Raw genomic sequence first — 18,470 nt, 5'->3', positions numbered from 1 at the left:
GGGCCCGACGGCGACCTCCCGCCGTCGGGCTCTGCTGTTCCCTGGCGCATGGCAGACTGGCGCCATGACCGTCAGCTTCGTGTGCCGCACTGAGTCCCCTCTTCCGGTGGAGCAGCTGTTCGACCGGGCCCGCAGCATCGACCTGCACGTGGATTCCCAGCGCAGCTCAGGGGAGCAGGCCGTAGCGGGCGTGACCGAAGGACTGATCGGCAGCGGCCAGGAGGTCACCTGGCGGGCACGGCACTTCGGCGTCCCGCTCACCATGACCAGCAGGGTCACGCACCTGGACTTCCCCCGCAGCTTCACGGACGAGCAGGTCAAGGGACCCTTCAGGTCCTTCCGGCACGTCCACGAGTTCGCCCCCACGGTCACGGGAAGCATCATGACGGACCGGGTGGAGTTCACCGCCCCGCTGGGAGTCCTGGGCCGCGTCGTCGAACGCCTGGTCCTGGCCCGGTACCTGGAACGGCTCATCCGGGACCGCGGCCGCTTCCTCGCGGCAGCGGGACATGACGGCAGCAGGCACGACGGCGGCAGCCCGGCTTTGTGACGCAGCGTTACCTTACGTGAACTGGTGTTGCTGAGCCTTTGTGGGCCATTGTGACGCAGCCCTACCGTTGATCCATGGCAATTCAGGATATTTACCCCACGGCGCTGCGGCTGCTCGGCCGCCCCGTGCTGGTGGTGGGCGGCGGACCCGTAGCCACCCGCCGCGCCAAAGGGTTGCTCGACGCCGGTGCCCTGGTCACCGTCGTGGCCCCGGTTGCTTCGACCGCGCTGCAGGAGATGGCCGGTGCCGGCCTGGTCACCTGGGAAGCGCGGCCGTACCGCTCCAGCGACGTGGACGGCGCCTGGTTCATCCAGACGGCCACCGGCGATCCCGCCGTGGACGCCCAGGTTTCGGCCGACGCCGAGGCGCAGCGTGTCTGGTGCGTCAACGCCTCCGACCATGAAGCTTCCGCCGCCTGGACGCCCGCCGTCGCCGTGGTTGATGACGTCAAGATCGCCGTGAACGCCGGGGGAGACCCGCGCCGTGCCATGGCCGTCCGGGACGCCGTCGCCACCGCCCTGGAAACCGGGGACCTTCCGCTCCGCCGCCGCCGCGCGCACCGCGGCTCCGTTGCCCTCGTGGGCGGCGGCCCCGGCGATACCGGTCTCATCACCGTCCGCGGCCGCCGGCTCCTGGGCCAGGCAGACGTCGTCGTCGCCGACCGCCTGGGACCCCGCGAACTCCTCAACGAACTCGCCCCGGACGTCCGCGTCATCGAGGTGGGCAAGACCCCCGGCCACCACCCCGTTCCACAGGCGGAGATCAACCGCATCCTCGTCGAAGAAGCCCTGCAGGGCCACCGGGTGGTCCGGCTCAAGGGCGGAGACCCCTACGTCCTGGGCCGCGGCGGCGAGGAAGCCGAACACTGCCGCCGGCACGGCGTCGAGGTTGAAGTGGTTTCCGGCGTCACGTCCGCCATCTCGGTACCCGCGGCGGCAGGCATCCCCGTCACCCACCGCGGCCTGGCCAAGGGCTTCAGCGTGGTCACCGGCCATGAAGAACTGTCCGAGGTCCCCGCCCGCGCAGACCACACGATCGTCCTGCTCATGGGAGTGGGCCAGCTCCGGGAGTCGGCATCCGCGCTGGGCGAAGCCGGACTGCCGGCCGGGACCCCTGTTGGTATCGTGGAAAACGGCTATTTGCCGGACCAGCGTGTCACCATCGGAACGCTCGGTTCCATTGCGGACCAGGCCGATGCCGCCGGCGTCGCGAATCCCGCAGTGATTGTCATCGGTGACGTGGTGCGCGTGAGCCCGTTCGCGCCGTCGCACTTCAAAACCGCTGACTACAGCACCACCAGCCCCAACCAGCCCCGCAAGACCCCAAGCACTATCCGCGTCCTCACCACCTAGCCCCCCACCCCAACTAACTAGCAGTTGTTGTCGTTTTGAACGCTCAAAACGACAACAACTGCGAGTCAGTTGGGAAGGACCGAAGAAAAAGGAACACAGCCGTGTCATCAAGCACCACCGTAGGCTCTGCCGAGCGTCCGCTGCGCGTCGCCGTCGTGGGTTCCGGCCCGGCCGGCGTCTACGCCGCAGACATCCTCACCAAGAGCGAGGCCGTCAAGAGCGGCGAGCTGACCGTGAGCATCGACCTCTTTGACCGCTACCCGGCACCCTACGGACTGATCCGCTACGGCGTGGCCCCGGACCACCCCCGCATCAAGGGCATCGTCAACGCCCTGCACAAGGTGCTGGACCGCGGTGACATCCGCTTCTTCGGCAACGTGGACTACGGCACGGACCTCACCATCGAGGACCTCCGCACGCACTACGACGCCGTCATCTTCGCCACCGGCGCCATCAAGGACGCGGACCTGAACATCCCGGGCATCGAGCTGGACGGCTCCTACGGCGGCGCCGACTTCGTCTCCTGGTATGACGGCCACCCGGACGTCTCCCGTGAATGGCCGCTCGAGGCCAAGGAAATCGCCGTGCTCGGCAACGGCAACGTGGCCCTGGACGTGGCCCGCGTCCTGTCCAAGCACGCCGATGACCTCCTGGTCTCCGAAATCCCGGACAACGTCTACGCGGGCCTGAAGAACTCTCCGGTCACCGACGTGCACGTCTTCGGCCGCCGCGGCCCGGCCCAGGTGAAGTTCACCCCGCTGGAACTGCGTGAACTGTCGCACTCCAAGGACGTGGACATCATCCTGTACCCGGAGGACTTCGAGTTCGACGAGGAATCGGACCGCCAGATCCAGACGAACAACCAGACCAAGACCATGGTGGGTACGCTCACCAACTGGATCGCCGAGCAGCCTGAGGACCTCTCCGAGCTCAAGGCTTCCCGGCGCCTGCACCTGCACTTCCTGCACAGCCCGGTGGAGATCTACGACGACGCCGATGCCCCCGGCAAGGTGGCCGGCATCAAGTTCGAGCGCACCGAGCTGGACGGCACGGGCAATGCCCGCGGCACCGGCGAGTTCGTGGACTACCCGGTCCAGGCCGTTTACCGGGCCATCGGCTACTTCGGTTCCGCCCTGCCGGACGTGGAGTTCGACCACAAGAAGGGCGTCGTGACGAACGACGGCGGCCGCGTCCTGGACGCCGACGGCAACCACGTGCCGGGCATCTACGCCACCGGCTGGATCAAGCGCGGACCCGTGGGCCTGATCGGCCACACCAAGGGTGACGCCCTCGAGACCGTCAACTACCTCCTCGAGGACCGCGAAAACCTGCCCGTTGCCGCGTCACCCGCCGAGGACGCCGTCGTCGAACTCCTGGACGCCCGCGGCGTGAGGTTCACCAGCTGGGAAGGCTGGCTGGCCCTGGACGCACACGAGCTCGCCCTCGGTGCCGCAGCCACCGAAGCCGGCGGATCACACGGTGTTGAGGTCAAGCGCGAGCGCATCAAGGTAGTGCCGCGCGAGGACATGGTTGCCATCTCCCGCGACGGCGTCGCAGCACAGGTCTGAAGCCCGTCCAAAGGCCCGCGGAACCTCCCGGTTCCGCGGGCCTTTGCCGTTTACGGGGCCGTCCGGCCCCTAACCCGGCTGCGCTACTTGCCTGCCCCGCCGGCCGCCATCAGTTCCAGCCGGCGGAGCGTCTCCCGGTTCCGGGCGGAGATGGCGGCGTTCCGAAGGACCTTGGGTACCAGCTTGCCCGGTCCGCGGATGGCGTCTTCGGCGATAGTCACACGGCAGCCGTCCCCAGCCTCTTCAAGGGTGATCTCCACTTTGGCCTCGCCCATCGGCCAGCCCCGGGCCACCAGTTCCAGCGAACGGCCGGGCTCCACGGCGGTCACCCGGGAGCTGTCATCGATCACCAGCGGCCAGGCGCCCACAGAGTGATGCAGCCGGGATCCCACCTGCGGCCACTCGGCGTCCACATCCCGGATGCGTGACGCCCCAACCACCCAGCCGGAATACAGCCAGCCATCGGCAATGACCCGCCAGACGTCGGCGGGTGGGGAGCTGAAGTGCTGCGAAACGGTGGACATGGCGTTCCTTCCGGTTGCGGGGGTGCTGGCGGTGCTTTGCTTGGGCCGTTCCGGCTGCCCGCCGGCGCGGCGTACGACGGCGGGAGGTACGGTCCGCTGGGCCGCGCGGTACGAGGGCTTCCGCAGGCGCCGGGTCCATGCGTAGGCGTGCGCCCCCGGCGGCTGGTTCCCGAGCGGATCGAACCGCAGGGGAGTGTCCGATGGATGGGGTCCGGCGTGCAGCCGCAGCTCGCCGCACTCCCGCCACCGCCCTGACGGGGTGGCCCAGTGCAGCCCGAGGACCCACTCGCCTGATGCCAGGGATCCCGGCGGGAGGCTGCGGGTGCGCAGGCCCAGGAGGACAGGGCCCTGCCGGCCACGGTAGGGCATCAGCGTGGTCATGGTGGCGCCGGCAACGTCCAGCCGCGGCCGCAGCAGGAAACGCCAAGGCACCCGCCACCCGGTGGAGGCGAACAGGACATCGGCCGGGCCGGGAGGGGCGCCGCCGTCAGCGGAAGGGGTGACCCTGAGCGCGAGCCCCAGGATGTCGGGCAGCGTCTGGGGCAGGCCTACTGACCGGGAGAAGCGGGCTTCCACGGCCTCCGTTCCGGCGTTGTCGAGCCAGTCGATGCCGCTCGGGGCTGCGGGGCTGCCGGTGCGGGTGAGCTCGCCGGACAGGCCGAGCCCGTGAGGATGGATGGGCCGCTGCGGCCGGGCAACCTTGAGGAGCCGGAACAGGGCGGCGAACGCCTGCCCGGCGCTGCGTGTGGCGGCGGGTGCGCCGCCCCGGTGCTGGGTCATAGTTACTCCCTACCCATAATCACGCGCGCTACATGTGTCCGAACCGGGCCCGGATGAGGGCGAAGATGCCGTAGGCGATGAAGCCGGCACCAATGGCCACCAGCAGGTAGGGGCCGAAGGGGTGGTCGCGCAGGGCCTGGAGGCTTCCGTCCAGGCCGGTGGACTCTTCAGGGCTGTGCTTCGCCGCGGCGACGATGAACAGCAGCCCGGTGAGGCCGAGGGCGATGCCTTTGGCGATGTGCCCCACCACGCCCAGGCTGTCAACGATCCTGCCGCGCCTGGTCCCGTTGAAGTGGAAGAGTTCTTCTTTCTTGAAGCCGCGGGTGGCTCCCTTGACCACAAAGTAGACGCCGATCCCGATGATCGTCAGCCCCAGCGCCACCAGCACCCAAGGTCCCAGCGGGTGGCCCAACAGTGCTGCGCTGAAGTCCCGGGTGCTGTCCCCGGAGTCCCCGCGAAGCCCTACGGCGAAGCCGGCAAAGCTGAGCCCAACGCTGCCGTAGGCGATGGCCAGGAATCCGGACGACACCAGCTTTGCCAGCCGTTCCTTCCGTGGTGCGCCGCGCATCCGGAGGGTGGCCTCGCTGGCCTGCCAGAGCGACAGCCCGGTGCAGGCCCCAACGCAGGCCCACATGACGGCAGGGCCCCAGGGATTGGCGGCCAGCTGTTCAATGGCGCCGGTGGCGTCCGCCTGGCCGGGCTGGCCGAAGGCAATGGCAACGGCGATGGCCCCCACAATCACATGCAGCAGGGCCATGACAGCGAAACCCAGCCGGGCCAGGACGTCCAGGACTTTGTGGTTCGACGCTTCCTCGACGGCATCTGCCGCCTGGCTGAGCGTGGATTCGCCATCGGACACAGGTCAGCCGTTCATGGGCCCTTCGGCCCGCAGCTTCTCCGCACCGGGTCCTTCGACGTGGACGGTGCAGCGGACCACCAGGCGGCCCGGCGCGTTCTCCAGCTCCACCAGGGAATCGTTGCCGCTGAGGACCGTGAAGACTTCCGAGCCTGCCACCACGTCCACGTGCTTGGCCTGCGCGGTTTCGCGGGCGTTGCGGAGCGCCTCGTCCTGGAGCCCGCCAACGTACGTGCCATCACTTTCGCGGGCCGGGTCCCCGAAGGCCCAGCCGAACAATGTCCCTGTATTTCCCATGGCCACGATATTACGCGTTCCGTCCGACAGGGACGGGCTTTCGTAACATTAGTAAGTGTGCTTACCATAGGCGGACGGTGGCCATGGTTGGGTCACGGAAAGCCAATGCCGCTCCGGCGGCAGCTCGGAACCACCTCAACGTTAGGAATGTACAACATGGCAGGAAACCTCATTGCCCGGTCAGTCCACGATCTGACGGCAGCAGCATGGTTCGGCGGCTCACTGATGGGCGCCATCGGATTGAACGGCGCGGCAGCGGAAGCAAAGGACCCATCCGAACGCACCCGGCTTTCAAGCGCGGGCTGGATGCGGTGGGCTCCGGTCCAGACGGCAGCGTTCGCCACGCACTTGGCCGCAGACCTCGCCATAGCCTTCGAGAACAAGGGCCGCATCGCCAAGCAGGACGGCGTTGCCCGGGACACAATCATCAAGACCGCCGTGACCGTGGCAGGCGCGGCCGTCACGCTCTATTCCGGGATCCTCGGCAAGAAAGTGGAGAAGCTCGCCGGTGAGGGGGCCGAAGGTGCCACCGAGCCGCGGCCCGGTGCGTCCGATGAACTGAAGGCCGCCCAGCAGCAGCTCAAGGCCCTCCAGTGGGTCATCCCTGCCTTCGCAGGGGCAGTGGTGGTCCTTGGCGCCAAGCACGGCGAGATGCAGCGGCCCAAGAACGTCTTCGCCGGCCTGCAGCGCTGACCGCGGCATCGCTTGCTCCCTGAGCGGGCGAAGCCTGCGACGGCGGCCCCGCACCCTTCACTGCGAAAGGTGCGGGGCCGCCGTCGTGCTCTAGGGGCTACTTCGCCGCGGTTTCGGCGACGGTCGGTTCCCGGCCTGCGCCCTGCCCGTCGTCGGTGGTCCAGACTTTGATGATGGCCCAGGCGACGGCAGTGATGGGTACGGCCAGGACCGCGCCCACAATGCCGGCCAGGAGGGTGCCCGCGGTGAGGGCAAGAAGGATGACCAGTGCGTGCAGTTGCAGGGACTTGCCCATGACCACCGGCTGAAGCAGGTTGCCCTCAAGCTGGTTGACGGCCACCACTACGGCCACCACGATCAACGCCACCACCGGACCGTTCGCTACCAGGGCCACCAGGGCTGCAAGGATGCCTGCCATGGTGGCGCCGACAATCGGAATGAACGCGCCGATGAACACCACCATGGCAAGGGGCAGCGCCAGCGGAACCTGAAGGATCAGCAGTGCGGCGCCGATGCCCACCGTGTCCACCAGGGCAACGATGGCTGTGCCGCGGACGTAGCCGCCCAGCACTTCCTGGCTGCGGGTACCCACGCGGCGCAGGCGGCTGGCGCGATCGCCCGTGAAGGGGCTGATCAGGAAGCTCCAGATCCGCTGGCCGTCCTTGAGGAAAAAGAACAGGATGACCACCAGGAGCACGGCTCCGGTCAGGAATTCCGTCACCACGGACAGGCCGGTAATGGCGCCGGAGCGGGCCTGGCTGCTGGTGGCGAAGTCCACGATCGCGTTCCGGGCAGCATCGATTTGCGCTTCGTCAACCTGCAGTGGCCCGCTTTGGAGGAAGCTTTGCAGCTGGTCCAGCCCCGAGCTGGCCTGCTGGACCAGGTCGTCCCATTGGCTCCGGACCGAGAAATAGATAACGGTGAATACCCCGCCCACGACAACCAGGAGCAACACGAAAGCAATGACTGTGGCAAGGGCGTCGTTGATGCCGCGCCTTTTGAGGACGTTCACGAACGGGCTGATGGCGGCGGCCAGGATCAGGGCGATCAGCATGGGGATTACCAACAGCTTGACCTGCAGGAGTGCGAAGACCGTTACTACGGACACCGCGAGGATGAGCAGTGTCTGGGCCGCGCGTATACCCACACGGCCGTAGCCGTCACCCCACAGTTGCTGCGGGGTCCTGCTGCCGCCCTCCGGGGTGGCGGCAGTTCCATGCTCGGAACATGTGCGGCGGGGATGGCGGGAGAACAGGGCCATGGCGAGGGTCCTCAGGGGTAAGCGAAATCCACCGGAACACGGCAGAAGAGGGGGAGCTGGGTCAGCTAGTAAGCCTACTGACCGCTCCGGCCCAAGCGAAACGGGCCGCCTACGCGGTGAGCCATTCGGCGCAGGAGTTCAGGTTCCGGTTGACGGTGGCCACCGCGGCGTCGGCGTCGCCGCGCTCGATCGCATCCAACAGGATGCCGTGACCCTCGAGGGGAAGTCCGTCGAACCCCGGCCTCTTCTGCTGCGCCAGGAGGTCCTGGTGCAGGGCCGGGCCAAAGCTGACGTACAGCTCATGCAGCAGGGGATTGCCCGACGCCTGGGCCACCCGCGCGTGGAAACCCCAGTCTGCCGTTGCCCAGGCTTCGCAGTCGCCGCTGCGCCAGGCATGGTCCCGGGCGGTGAGGAGCGCCCGCAGTGCTGTGACGTCGTCGGACGTGGCGTGCTTGGCGGCGAGCCGGGCCGCCTGGGTGTCCAGGCCCAGCCGTACCTCCAGGATGTGTTCGGCGGTGTGGTCCTGGAACAGCCGGCGGGCGGCGCCGGAAATCTCGCTGGTGGCCCGCACATACGTTCCATCACCCCGCCGGACCTCCAGCATTCCGCTGTGCGCCAGGGCCTTGACCGCCTCGCGGAGCGTGCCGCGGGAAACGCCCAGGCGGGCTATGAGCTCGGATTCGGAAGGGATCCGCTGTTGGAGCGGCCACTCGCCGGAGTGGATCATGGCGCGCAGTTTGGCGGTGACCTCGTCCGCAAGCGGCGGACGGACGGACGGGCTAAGGCTCATGGCTTGCTACTTTACTTTCCCGGACGTGAGCAGGTGCGCCACCGCCATCTGCACCACGGCCAGCACCAGCAGCAGCGCCAGCGGCAGGGTCCAGCCGCCGGTGGCACTGTGCAGCATGCCCATGCCGAAGGGGCCGGCTGTGGCCAGGAGGTAGCCGGTGGACTGGGCCAGCGTAGAGAGCGCCGTGGTTTCGGCAGTGTCCCTTCCGCTGCGGCTGATCATCACCATGACCAGCGGGAAAATGCCCAGCCCGAATCCCAGCAGCACTGCCGGAATGATTGACAGGCTGACCGGCAGGAACAGCAGCAGCGCCACGCCCGCGGCCATGGTGGTGCTGACCAGGTAGAACGCGGGACGCAGCATCCCGGGCCGGGAGCCAAGGGCAATCAGGAGCACGCCGGCGGGGACGGACACCAGCTGCATGACGCCGAACATCAGGCCGCTTTCGGAGGCGCTGAGCCCCAGCGTGGTGAGCATGTAGGGGAACCAGCTGAGGAGGGCGTAGGCGAGCAGCGCCTGCAGCGTGAAAATTGCGGTGAGGAGTGCGCCCTTGCGGGTCCGCAGCAGCGGCCACGGCAAGGTGCCGGCGCCTGCGGGCCGTGCGCTGTGCCTGTGGGCGTGCAGTGCAACGGGCAGGAAACCCAGCAGTGCGGCCAGGGCCATGATGCCGATGGAGCCCACCGCTGCCGACGGCGAGCCGAGGGCCTGCGCCAGCGGCACCACGGCCACGGACGTCACGGTGCCGCCGGTGGTCATGGTGACGGTGTAGACCGCCGTCATCAGCGAAGTGCGGGCCGCGAAGTGTTCGCGGATGAAGGACGGCATGGCCACGTTGCAAACAGCCAGCCCGGACATGCCCACCACGGTTCCGGCCACCAGCATTCCCGTCGCGGGTATGCCCCGCAGGAGGAGCCCGCCGGCCAGCAGGGCCAGGGAGAGCAGGATGGCCTTCTCCACGCCCACCTTGCCCGTCAGCCACGACGTCGCCGCGCCCGCCAGTGCAAAGCAGAGCGTGGGGATGGACGGGATGATGGCCGCCACCAGGGGGCCGTAGCCGAGCACCAGCTGCAGGTCGTGCAGCAGGGCGGACGCCCCGGTAATACCGGCGCGCAGGTTCAGTCCGATGAGTACCAGGGCGATGACGCTGAATACGACGGCGGTGCGCGTCTTCGGCGCTGCCGACACGTTCGCCGCATTGCCCTGCAGCGGGCTGGGTCCCGCTGTTTTGGGGTGCACCGCGCTTGGCTGCGCAACTGCGCCGGGCTCCCGTGTGGTGTTGATGGCGTCCTCAGCGACGTCGACAGGTGCTGGCGGCTGGGATGCGCGGGCGGCGGCAGGGGGTGGCAAGGCGGACATCTTTCCAGACTAAAGGTTGGACGTTTGATGTCTAGGGTTTTGTGGGGAACCTCTCCCGACCCCGGAGGTGGGGGCAATAGAATGCGAGCGGGAGCCCGGCGGCCCGGCCGGTCCGGCCGCAGCCGTTACCGGACGCGTGGGAGGAGCGGTTGTGAAGGCTGTGCAGGCAGTGGAGGTCGAGAAGAAGTACGACGTCGGCGATGATGCCGTAGTGCCGCAGCTTCGGGATCTTCCCGGAGTAGCGAGGGTGGGGGAGGCCCACACTGCCGAATTGGAAGCCGTCTACTTCGATACCGGCCAGCGGGCCCTTCAGTCCCGCCGCATCACCTTGCGGCGGCGGACGGGAGGGGTCGACGCCGGATGGCACCTGAAACTGCCGGCGGAAGCGGCGTCACCCGGGGAAGCCAGCCCCCGCAAGCCGGCCGCCCATGGTGTTCCTGAAGGTACGCTCCAGGCGGAGTCCGAACCCCCGCGGCGGCGTGAGCTGCACGCCCCGCTGGGCCAGCCCGACGTCGTTCCCGACAGCCTGCTGGCCTACGTGCAGGCCTTTGTGCGCGGGAACCCCCTCGTGCCTGTGGTGCGGCTGAAGACCGAGCGGACAACCTACCCGCTCTACGGACCTGACGGCGTGCACCTGGCCGACCTGGCCGACGACAGGGTGGACGCTCAACCCCTCCTCGGCGGCGCGGCCGCCGGCGGGAAGCGCTGGCGCGAATGGGAACTGGAACTGGTCCGTGGATCAACCCACCTGTTTGAGCCTGCCGGCCAGGTCCTCGCCGCCGCCGGCGCCCGCCCGGCCGGCCATGCGTCCAAGCTGGCCAAGGCCCTCGGTGCGGGCGGAACCGCGAAGGCTCCGGGCACCGAAACGGGCGGCGGCACCGCCCTGCTGGCGGGGAAGAAGGCTCCGGCAGCCGCCGTCGTCACCGTCTTCCTGGCGGGCCAGTTGAATCAGCTTCTTGAACGCGACGCCGGAGTCCGCCTGGAGGAGCCGGAGGCTATTCACGACATGCGCTCGGCCGCGCGCCGGATGCGGTCTGCGCTCGCCGCCTACCGCAGGCTCTACCGTGCAGTCCCCGTGCGTCGCCTTCGCGAAGAGCTCTCCTGGCTGGGCGGGATGCTCGGAGTGCCCCGGGATGCCGAGGTGCTGCGCTCCCGTTTGCTGGGCCAGGTGGCTGAATTGCCGCCGGGCGAGGGGACCGAAGCGGCCCGGGATTTCCTGGACCGCCGCGCGGGTGCAACGTTCGACGCCGGGTACCGGCTCCTGCAGGAGGCGCTGGTGTCCGGGCGCTACTTCCGGCTCCTGGACAGCCTTGAAGATTTCCGGGACACCCCGCCGGTCCGCGGCACCGCCGTGGAGCCGGGGCGGCGCGCGGTGGCGAAAGCGGTGGACAAGGCGGCCAAGCGGATCCGGCGCTCCCATAAGGCAGCGTCCCACGCCCGCCGGGGAACCGAGCGTGAAACCGCCCTCCACCAGGTACGCAAGGATGCCAAGCGGCTGCGGCACGTTGCAGAATCTGCGGCGGCTGTCAGCGGCAAACGCGCGCGAAAGGTGGCCAAGGCCGCGCACAGGCAGCAGAAGATCCTCGGCGATTACCACGACGCCGTCATTGCCCGGGACCTGCTGGCCGGCCTGGAGTCCGAAGCGCCTCCGGCGGCCGCGGATGCCTTTGCGGCCCTGCTGGCCCGGCAACATGAGCTGATGTCCGCGGCGGAGAAGAAGTACCGCAAGACGAGCAGGAAGTCACGGGACCTCCTGCGGGGCGGCGTCCTCTAGCCCCCAGTTGCGCTCTCACTTAGGGACGCTAAAACCCTCTGCCAGGGACGCGATCTGATAGGGCAGCGGGGGTTAGGGGCGAGTTCCCGTGGGCAGCGTGAGGATCTCGGCCCCGTCCTCGGTGATGGCGATGGTGTGTTCGGTGTGGGCTGTCCGGCAGCCCGTTGCGCTGCGGAGCGTCCAACCGTCCGCATCGGTGACGAGTTCGGCGGTATCCGCCATGATCCACGGTTCCAGGGCAAGCATCAGGCCGGGGCGGAGCTTGAAGCCGCGGCCGGGCCGGCCCATGTTGGGCACGTGCGGGTCCTGGTGCATCGTGGAGCCGATGCCGTGGCCGCCGAACTGCCTGTTGATGGGGTAGCCGGCGTCGGTGAGGACGCGGCCGATGGCGTAGGAAACGTCCCCGATCTTGGCGTTCGGGCCGGCGGCGGCGATGCCTGCGGCCAAGGCGCGCTCGGTGGCGTCGATCATGGCCACACTCCCGGCCGGCCCTGAACCGCCCACCAGGAAGCTGATGGCGGCGTCGGCGGCAATCCCGTCTTTGACGACGGCGAGATCAAGGGTCAGCAGGTCCCCGTCTGCCAGCGCGTAGTCGCGGGGGAGTCCGTGCAACACGGCGTCATTGACGCCGGTGCAGATGTAGTGCCCGAACGGCCCGCGCCCAAAGGAGGGCGCGTAGTCCACGTAGCAGGATTCCGCGCCCGCCTCGGCAATCATCTCCGCGGTCCAGCGGTCGATCTCCAGCAGGTTCGTGCCCACAGTGGCCCGGCCCTTCATGGTCTGGAGGATGTCGGCCACCAGGGCGCCCGTCACCCGGGCCTTGGCGATCTCGGCGGGGTTGAGGATCTCGATCATGCGGTGCCCTTTCCGGTGGCTGGCTGGTTCCGTAGGTGGCTTCCCTGTGCTTCCAGCAGGGTTCAAGGCCAATAACTATACCGGTCATATTATCCCGGTATTATTATTGGAACTATGGTCAGACTGCCGCTTACCCCCGAAGAAGTCCAGCGCGGACAGCGCCTCGGTGCGCTGCTGCGGCGTGCCCGGGGTGACCGCTCGATGCTTGAGACGGCGCTTGACGCCCTGGTGTCTCCGGAGACCCTGCGGAAGATCGAGTCGGGCCGCGTGGCCACGCCTGCTTTTCCCACCATTGCGGCCATCGCCGACGTCCTGGGGCTTTCCCTCGACGCCGTGTGGGCCGAGATCAATGAACCGCCGTCAGGGACCGGCCGGGTCACCGCCCGCACGGCTCCACAGCGGCTCGCGTCCTAGGCTCCAGCACCGGGCCCGCTCCCAGCGACCTGGCGGCTATTTCCCCTGCCGCGCGGACAGGCGGGCCACGGCCAGGGCCAGCCACAGCTGCACCCGGTCCGGCGTGACCGAGGGGTCGTACCCGGTCAGTTCGGTGATCTGGGCCAGCCGGTACCGGACAGTGTTCCGGTGCAGGGTGAGCTGCTCCGCCACGGCCGCCACCGAACCGTTGTTGGTCAGGTAGCTCTCCAGCGTGGTCATCAGCTCGGCGCCGTGCGCGGCATCGAAGGCCCGCAGCGGGTTCAGCGATTCGTGGGCCATGTCCGCCAGGGGCACGTCCTCACTGGCCAGCAGGAGCGAGGTCAGGCTCAACCGTTCAGGCTCGTTCACCGGCAGCCCATGGCCTGCGGCATCGCGGGCCTCGAAGTAGCTCCACCGCAGGCCGTTCGGCTTCGTGTAAGCGCCGCCGATGCCGATGGTGGCGTGGATGCCCGCCTCTGCCAGGTGGTCGCTGAGCTGGCGGGCCAGGGCCGGCGCCGCGCCGCCGTCGTCGTTGATCACCACCACCAGGTCCTTGCCCACGACGGCGGCCACCGCGCCCTCCAGCGCGCGCGGAACCGAGGTGCTCCCCAAGGCCCTGTGGTGGGCGGGGGAGACAGCCAGCAGCACCACGTTCTTGCGGGTGCTGTTGATGCCCACCCCGGCCAGCCTCCGCTGCGCCTCACTGGTTTCAAGGGCGCCGTGGATGACGTCCTCGAGCACCTGGCCGCACAGGGCACGCTGCGCCTGCCGCTGCTTGACCATGTTGTTCAGCTCCACGCTGATGAGGTTCTGTGCATAGCCCACAATTCCGGTGTCCTCGAACGGCTGGCGGACCCAGAGCGTGCAGGCGTCGCGGCGGCCGGTGGGGATGGGAAAGGAGGACCAGGCATCGGCTGCGGGGGCGGCGGTGCTGCTGTTGTACAGCTGGGCCGTGAACTGCGTGAGCGCGATGTCCGTGCGGAGCATGCTGCCGAGCTGCTTGAGCAGTTCGGCGAGGCCGCCGCCGGTCAGCAGCGCACGGGCCAGGATCTGGTGCCCGGCGATCAGCCGTTCGAGCTTGGAGTAGTGGTCCGCTGACTGCGCATCCGCCACCAGTTTGGTGATGGCGATGAAAGGGGTCTCGTACGGGACTTCCACCACGGGCAGGCCCCACCGGTTTGCCTCCGCCAGCAGCGCCGGCGGCACCGCCTCGTGCGAGAGCCCCACCCCGAATCCGATCCCCACGGCGCCGGCCCGCTGGACCTGGCGGACAAAGCGTCGCTGCTCCGGGGCGGACTTCAACCTCAGCCCCGTGGTGAGGATCAGTTCGCCGCCGTTCAGGAACCGCTGCGGGTCCTCCAGCTCCGTGACGGCAACCCAGTTGATGTCCTGGTGCCAGGTGGTCTCGGCAACCCCTGCCTTGGACAGCTTCAGGGAGTTGACGCCCAGCAGGGCGGCGAGGGAAATGGCCATGGAACAAGGATACGGGGATGCTGGACAACCGCACTAAGCCCTTGCGCGAAGGGTGTGCAGGTGGCTATTCACTCGGGTTGGGGGCTGGCATAGGCTCAAGGCAGTTCCATCCATCCGCCGTGGTCTCCGCCGGGCGCGTTGGCCCCTATGAAAGAGGTTGCACACCGTGGTCCAAACCTTGCAGAACTTCATCAACGGGAAGTTCGTCACTCCCGCCGGCACCGAGATGCTGGACGTGGTCAATCCCACCAACGGGGAAGTCGTGGCCCACTCGCCGATCTCTGTGCAGGCGGACGTGGACGCCGCCATGGCCGCTGCCGCGGAGGCGTTCAAGAGCTGGAAGCACGCAACCCCCGGCCAGCGCCAGCTGATGCTGCTCAAGCTCGCCGACGCCGTCGAGGCCAACAGCGACGAACTCGTCGAGGCCCAGCACCGCAACACCGGCCAGGTCCGCTCCCTGATCGCGTCCGAGGAAGTTGCCGCCGGCGCCGACCAGCTGCGGTTCTTCGCCGGTGCCGCCCGCATCCTTGAGGGCAAGTCCGCCGGCGAGTACTTCGAGGGCCACACCTCGTACGTCCGCCGCGAGCCCATCGGCGTCGTGGCCCAGGTGGCCCCGTGGAACTACCCGTTCCTCATGGCCATCTGGAAGATCGGCCCGGCCCTGGCCGCCGGCAACACCGTGGTCCTCAAGCCCTCGGACACCACCCCGGAGTCCACGCTGGTCCTCGCCCGGCTGGCCGGAGATATCCTGCCGGCGGGCGTCCTGAACGTCGTGCTTGGTACCGGCAAGACCGGCGCCATGATGGTGGACCACAAGGTCCCCGGCCTGGTGTCCATCACCGGCTCGGTCCGCGCGGGAATCGCGGTCGCTTCCGGCGCCGCCAAGGGCCTCAAGCGCGCCCACCTGGAACTTGGCGGGAAGGCACCCGCCATCGTCTTCAAGGACGCCGACATCAAGAAGAGCGCCGCGGCCATCGCCGAATTCGCCTTCTTCAACGCCGGCCAGGACTGCACCGCCATCACGCGCGTCCTGGTGGAGGATTCCGTGCACGACGACGTCGTCGCCGCCATGGTGGAGCACACCCGGACCCTGCGCACCGGTTCGCAGAACGACGAAGACAACTACTTCGGGCCTTTGAACAACGTGAACCACTTCAACGCCGTCACATCCGTGGTGGAGAACCTGCCGGCCAACTGCCGCATCGAAACCGGCGGCCACCGGGCGGGGGAGAAGGGCTACTTCTTCGAGCCCACCATCATCACCGGCGCCAAGCAGACCGATGACGTGGTGCAGCAGGAGACCTTCGGTCCCGTTATCACGGTCCAGAAGTTCAGCACTGAGGAAGAAGCCGTGGAGCTGGCCAACGGGGTTGAATACGCCCTCGCCTCCAGCGTCTGGACCACCGACCACGGCACAGCCATGCGCCTCAGCCGGGACCTCGATTTCGGCGCTGTCTGGATCAACACCCACATCCTCCTCACCGCCGAAATGCCCCACGGCGGCTTCAAACAGTCCGGCTACGGCAAGGACCTCTCCATGTACGGCGTGGAGGACTACACGCGCATCAAGCACGTCATGTCCGCCCTCGACTCCTAGAAGGAAAACCCCTCATGACCACCACTGCAGCAGACATCACCTACCGCCTGGAGCAGAAGCGCCGCGTCCAGGCCGACTTCCCCGGCCCCAAGTCCGTGGCACTGACCGAACGGCGCAAGTCGGTCGTGGCGGCCGGCGTCGCCTCCAGCGTCCCGGTCTACGTGGCGGACGCCGACGGCGGCATCATCCAGGACGTGGACGGCAACTCCTTCATCGACCTCGGCTCGGGCATCGCGGTGACCAGCGTGGGAGCGTCCGATCCCGCCGTCGTCGGTGCCGTCAAGGAAGCTGTGGAGCACTTCACCCACACCTGCTTCATGGTCACGCCCTACGAAGGCTACGTGGCTGTGGCCGAGCAGCTGAACCGGCTCACCCCGGGCGACCACGAGAAGCGCACCGTGCTCTTCAACTCCGGCGCCGAGGCCGTGGAAAACGCGGTCAAGGTGGCCCGCCTGGCCACCGGGCGCGACGCCGTCGTGGCCTTCGACCACGCCTACCACGGCCGTACCAACCTCACCATGGCGCTGACCGCCAAGGCCATGCCGTACAAGACCAACTTCGGCCCCTTCGCCCCCGAGGTCTACCGGATGCCCATGAGCTACCCGTACCGCGAGGAAAACCCCTCGATCACCGGTGCCGAGGCAGCCAAGCGCGCCATCACTGCCATAGAGAAGCAGATCGGCGGCGACCAGGTGGCCGCAATCATCATCGAACCCATCCAGGGCGAAGGCGGGTTCATCGTCCCGGCCGAGGGCTTCCTCCCGGCACTGGCCGCCTGGGCCAAGGACAAGGGCATCGTCTTCATCGCCGACGAGGTCCAGTCCGGCTTCTGCCGCACCGGTGAATGGTTCGCCGTCAACCACGAAGGCGTCGTCCCGGACATCATCACCATGGCCAAGGGCATTGCCGGCGGCATGCCGCTGTCCGCCATCACCGGCCGGGCAGACCTGCTCGACGCCGTCCACCCGGGCGGCCTCGGCGGCACCTACGGCGGCAACCCGGTGGCCTGCGCCGCTGCGCTGGCCTCCATCGGCTCCATGGAGGAGTACGGCCTCAACGCCCGCGCCAAGCACATTGAGGAACTGGCCACCACCAGGCTCAGCGCTTTGCAGAAGGAACTGGCCGGCGCCGGCTCCGCAGTGATCGGTGACATCCGCGGCCGCGGCGCAATGCTCGCCATCGAACTGGTCCAGGCAGGCTCCAAGGAGCCCAACCCGGAACTGACCAAGGCCGTTGCCGCCGCCTGCCTGAAGGAAGGCGTCATCATCCTCACCTGCGGCACCTACGGCAACGTCATCCGGCTGCTCCCGCCGCTGGTCATCACCGATGAGTTGCTGAACGACGGCCTCGATGTCCTGGCCGCCGCCATCAAGGCCAACGCCTAAACAGCAGGCCGCAAAGCACCACGGCAGCACCCCCGCACTGCGGGGGTGCTGCTTTTTGGTTAACAAGCTTTTCCAGGTTTTTGGTGCCCTTCTACCGGGGTAACTACCCACTCCCCGCGCCGGGGAAGGCGGACTACCTAATGCCCCCTACTTGCCTGCCCGGCAAACACCTAACCACCCGGTACTTAAGGCAGGTTGCGGTAAGTATCCCCAAGAATTTTTTGGAGTACTTGGTACTCGTGTTAGCCATCCTCAGCTACTCGTAACTTGGACACACCGGGACCCCGGAAAGCGGCCCCTGGAGTGCATCTTTGAGGAGTTTCCGGACGGCGAAGCCCCTCCACAATGACGAACGCCTCACAGCGAAGCGAGTAAGCGCCTACCAACATCCGGACGGCGGCACAGGGTTCGAGCGGCGGCAGCGGCATCACCCCAAGCCGGCAAAGGACATCCTGCACAACACAGAGGGGAAACGACGCGATGCAGTTGTCGTACACAGCAAGGGAGGGCCTCCGATGAGGGACACCGAAAGCTTTGCAGTGCCTGCACAGGCCACCTTCGGCCGGGACGGGGCCATGTTCGAAGGCCTGCTCGATTTCGTAGCCCAGCTGAGCCTGGTGCTGTGGGGACTGGTGGTCTTCACTGTGGTGATCCGCTTCGTTGGCGTGGGCATGTACCGCAGGGGTGCCACCCGCAGGGCGCTTGCCGCTGCGCTGGCGCCGCCCGTTCTGACGCCCGCCGGTCCGGAAGCACCCGCGGACACCCGTACTGAGCGTTCCCCGGCCGGACTCATTGAGGTCATGACGGCGGACGCCGCCTTCAGGAAAGGCCCGCAGCCCGCCGAAGTTCCTGCCACCGTGGCCACGCCCTTGCAGGTGCACCGCCGCATCTTCCGCAGCCGGCGCCGGCAGATGCCCGCGCTCGCCAGCTCCACGGAGGGGTGAG

Annotated in this window: 17 protein-coding genes; 9 read left to right on the top strand and 8 right to left on the bottom strand. The window is 68.1% G+C overall.

The window, feature by feature from the left end; genetic code table 11:
• Positions 1-64: 64 nt before the first annotated feature.
• The 3 genes from ACP3TD_RS15185 to ACP3TD_RS15175 all read left to right on the top strand — a co-directional run bounded on the left by ACP3TD_RS15185 (position 65) and on the right by ACP3TD_RS15175 (position 3,470).
• Positions 65-550 (top strand): SRPBCC family protein, encoded by a 486-nt coding sequence (locus tag ACP3TD_RS15185; protein WP_426763829.1) that lies wholly within the window; start codon positions 65-67, stop codon positions 548-550.
• Between the two features lie 74 nt (positions 551-624).
• A complete protein-coding gene (cobA, locus tag ACP3TD_RS15180; RefSeq protein WP_426763828.1) occupies positions 625-1,902 on the top strand; it encodes a uroporphyrinogen-III C-methyltransferase in 1,278 nt (425 codons plus the stop codon).
• 101 nt (positions 1,903-2,003) lie between these two features.
• A complete protein-coding gene (locus ACP3TD_RS15175; protein WP_426763827.1) occupies positions 2,004-3,470 on the top strand; it encodes an FAD-dependent oxidoreductase in 1,467 nt (488 codons plus the stop codon).
• 83 nt (positions 3,471-3,553) lie between these two features.
• Here the strand turns inward: ACP3TD_RS15175 and ACP3TD_RS15170 are convergent, their stop codons facing one another.
• From ACP3TD_RS15170 to ACP3TD_RS15160, 3 genes are read right to left on the bottom strand one after another with little or no spacing between them, the layout of a single operon-like run.
• Positions 3,554-4,774, bottom strand: coding sequence for an SRPBCC family protein (locus ACP3TD_RS15170; RefSeq protein WP_426763826.1), 1,221 nt, complete (start codon positions 4,772-4,774; stop codon positions 3,554-3,556).
• Between the two features lie 28 nt (positions 4,775-4,802).
• Positions 4,803-5,633: a DUF1206 domain-containing protein gene (locus ACP3TD_RS15165; RefSeq protein WP_426763825.1), complete on the bottom strand. Its 831-nt coding sequence runs from the start codon at positions 5,631-5,633 to the stop codon at positions 4,803-4,805.
• A gap of 3 nt (positions 5,634-5,636) precedes the next feature.
• Positions 5,637-5,927: a hypothetical protein gene (locus ACP3TD_RS15160; protein WP_426763824.1), complete on the bottom strand. Its 291-nt coding sequence runs from the start codon at positions 5,925-5,927 to the stop codon at positions 5,637-5,639.
• 156 nt (positions 5,928-6,083) lie between these two features.
• On the opposite strand from ACP3TD_RS15160, the gene ACP3TD_RS15155 reads away from it, so the two are divergent.
• The gene (locus tag ACP3TD_RS15155) at positions 6,084-6,620 is read left to right on the top strand and encodes a hypothetical protein (protein ID WP_426763823.1); all 537 of its coding nucleotides are present in this window, start codon (positions 6,084-6,086) and stop codon (positions 6,618-6,620) included.
• Between the two features lie 97 nt (positions 6,621-6,717).
• Here ACP3TD_RS15155 and ACP3TD_RS15150 read toward each other — a convergent pair whose 3' ends face one another.
• From ACP3TD_RS15150 to ACP3TD_RS15140, 3 genes are all read right to left on the bottom strand, one after another.
• Positions 6,718-7,881, bottom strand: coding sequence for an AI-2E family transporter (locus ACP3TD_RS15150; protein WP_426763822.1), 1,164 nt, complete (start codon positions 7,879-7,881; stop codon positions 6,718-6,720).
• Positions 7,882-7,990: 109 nt separating this feature from the next.
• Positions 7,991-8,671: a FadR/GntR family transcriptional regulator gene (locus ACP3TD_RS15145; protein WP_426763821.1), complete on the bottom strand. Its 681-nt coding sequence runs from the start codon at positions 8,669-8,671 to the stop codon at positions 7,991-7,993.
• A gap of 6 nt (positions 8,672-8,677) precedes the next feature.
• Entirely contained in the window at positions 8,678-10,027 is a 1,350-nt protein-coding gene (locus ACP3TD_RS15140) for a CynX/NimT family MFS transporter (RefSeq protein ID WP_426763820.1), read from the bottom strand.
• Positions 10,028-10,178: 151 nt separating this feature from the next.
• On the opposite strand from ACP3TD_RS15140, the gene ACP3TD_RS15135 reads away from it, so the two are divergent.
• A complete protein-coding gene (locus tag ACP3TD_RS15135) occupies positions 10,179-11,801 on the top strand; it encodes a CHAD domain-containing protein (protein ID WP_426763819.1) in 1,623 nt (540 codons plus the stop codon).
• 72 nt (positions 11,802-11,873) lie between these two features.
• Here ACP3TD_RS15135 and map read toward each other — a convergent pair whose 3' ends face one another.
• Positions 11,874-12,656, bottom strand: a complete 783-nt coding sequence (gene map / locus ACP3TD_RS15130) for a type I methionyl aminopeptidase (RefSeq protein ID WP_426763818.1) — start codon at positions 12,654-12,656, stop codon at positions 11,874-11,876.
• 114 nt (positions 12,657-12,770) lie between these two features.
• Between map and ACP3TD_RS15125 the strand changes: the two genes are divergently transcribed.
• Positions 12,771-13,070 carry a helix-turn-helix domain-containing protein gene (locus ACP3TD_RS15125; RefSeq protein ID WP_426763817.1) on the top strand — a complete coding sequence of 100 codons (300 nt, stop codon included), beginning with the start codon at positions 12,771-12,773 and terminating at the stop codon, positions 13,068-13,070.
• A 36-nt stretch (positions 13,071-13,106) separates the two neighbouring features.
• On the opposite strand, the gene ACP3TD_RS15120 is transcribed toward ACP3TD_RS15125, so the two are convergent.
• Positions 13,107-14,543 carry a PucR family transcriptional regulator gene (locus ACP3TD_RS15120; protein WP_426763816.1) on the bottom strand — a complete coding sequence of 479 codons (1,437 nt, stop codon included), beginning with the start codon at positions 14,541-14,543 and terminating at the stop codon, positions 13,107-13,109.
• Positions 14,544-14,709: 166 nt separating this feature from the next.
• Between ACP3TD_RS15120 and ACP3TD_RS15115 the strand changes: the two genes are divergently transcribed.
• The 3 genes from ACP3TD_RS15115 (at position 14,710) to ACP3TD_RS15105 (ending at position 18,469) form a co-directional block, all read left to right on the top strand.
• Positions 14,710-16,140, top strand: coding sequence for an aminobutyraldehyde dehydrogenase (locus ACP3TD_RS15115; protein WP_426763815.1), 1,431 nt, complete (start codon positions 14,710-14,712; stop codon positions 16,138-16,140).
• Between the two features lie 14 nt (positions 16,141-16,154).
• Positions 16,155-17,525, top strand: a complete 1,371-nt coding sequence (gabT, locus tag ACP3TD_RS15110; protein WP_426763814.1) for a 4-aminobutyrate--2-oxoglutarate transaminase — start codon at positions 16,155-16,157, stop codon at positions 17,523-17,525.
• Positions 17,526-18,040: 515 nt separating this feature from the next.
• Entirely contained in the window at positions 18,041-18,469 is a 429-nt protein-coding gene (locus tag ACP3TD_RS15105; protein WP_426763813.1) for a hypothetical protein, read from the top strand.
• The last annotated feature ends 1 nt before the right edge of the window (position 18,470 follow it).

Origin of the sequence: Pseudarthrobacter sp. 1G09, assembly GCF_050038305.1 — a bacterium.
Classification (GTDB): Bacteria; Actinomycetota; Actinomycetes; order Actinomycetales; family Micrococcaceae; genus Arthrobacter; species Arthrobacter equi.
The sequence above is the reverse complement of the archived record's forward strand: the minus strand, read 5'-3'. Positions and strand labels throughout refer to the sequence as shown.

Coding starts and splice junctions, on each gene's coding strand:
- ACP3TD_RS15185 (WP_426763829.1), top strand. CDS start 65: ATGACCGTCAGCTTCGTGTGCCGCACTGAGTCCCCTCTTCCGGTGGAG.
- cobA (WP_426763828.1), top strand. CDS start 625: ATGGCAATTCAGGATATTTACCCCACGGCGCTGCGGCTGCTCGGCCGC.
- ACP3TD_RS15170 (WP_426763826.1), bottom strand. CDS start 4,774: ATGACCCAGCACCGGGGCGGCGCACCCGCCGCCACACGCAGCGCCGGG.
- ACP3TD_RS15160 (WP_426763824.1), bottom strand. CDS start 5,927: ATGGGAAATACAGGGACATTGTTCGGCTGGGCCTTCGGGGACCCGGCC.
- ACP3TD_RS15155 (WP_426763823.1), top strand. CDS start 6,084: ATGGCAGGAAACCTCATTGCCCGGTCAGTCCACGATCTGACGGCAGCA.
- ACP3TD_RS15150 (WP_426763822.1), bottom strand. CDS start 7,881: ATGGCCCTGTTCTCCCGCCATCCCCGCCGCACATGTTCCGAGCATGGA.
- ACP3TD_RS15145 (WP_426763821.1), bottom strand. CDS start 8,671: ATGAGCCTTAGCCCGTCCGTCCGTCCGCCGCTTGCGGACGAGGTCACC.
- ACP3TD_RS15140 (WP_426763820.1), bottom strand. CDS start 10,027: ATGTCCGCCTTGCCACCCCCTGCCGCCGCCCGCGCATCCCAGCCGCCA.
- map (WP_426763818.1), bottom strand. CDS start 12,656: ATGATCGAGATCCTCAACCCCGCCGAGATCGCCAAGGCCCGGGTGACG.
- ACP3TD_RS15125 (WP_426763817.1), top strand. CDS start 12,771: ATGGTCAGACTGCCGCTTACCCCCGAAGAAGTCCAGCGCGGACAGCGC.
- ACP3TD_RS15120 (WP_426763816.1), bottom strand. CDS start 14,543: ATGGCCATTTCCCTCGCCGCCCTGCTGGGCGTCAACTCCCTGAAGCTG.
- gabT (WP_426763814.1), top strand. CDS start 16,155: ATGACCACCACTGCAGCAGACATCACCTACCGCCTGGAGCAGAAGCGC.
- ACP3TD_RS15105 (WP_426763813.1), top strand. CDS start 18,041: ATGAGGGACACCGAAAGCTTTGCAGTGCCTGCACAGGCCACCTTCGGC.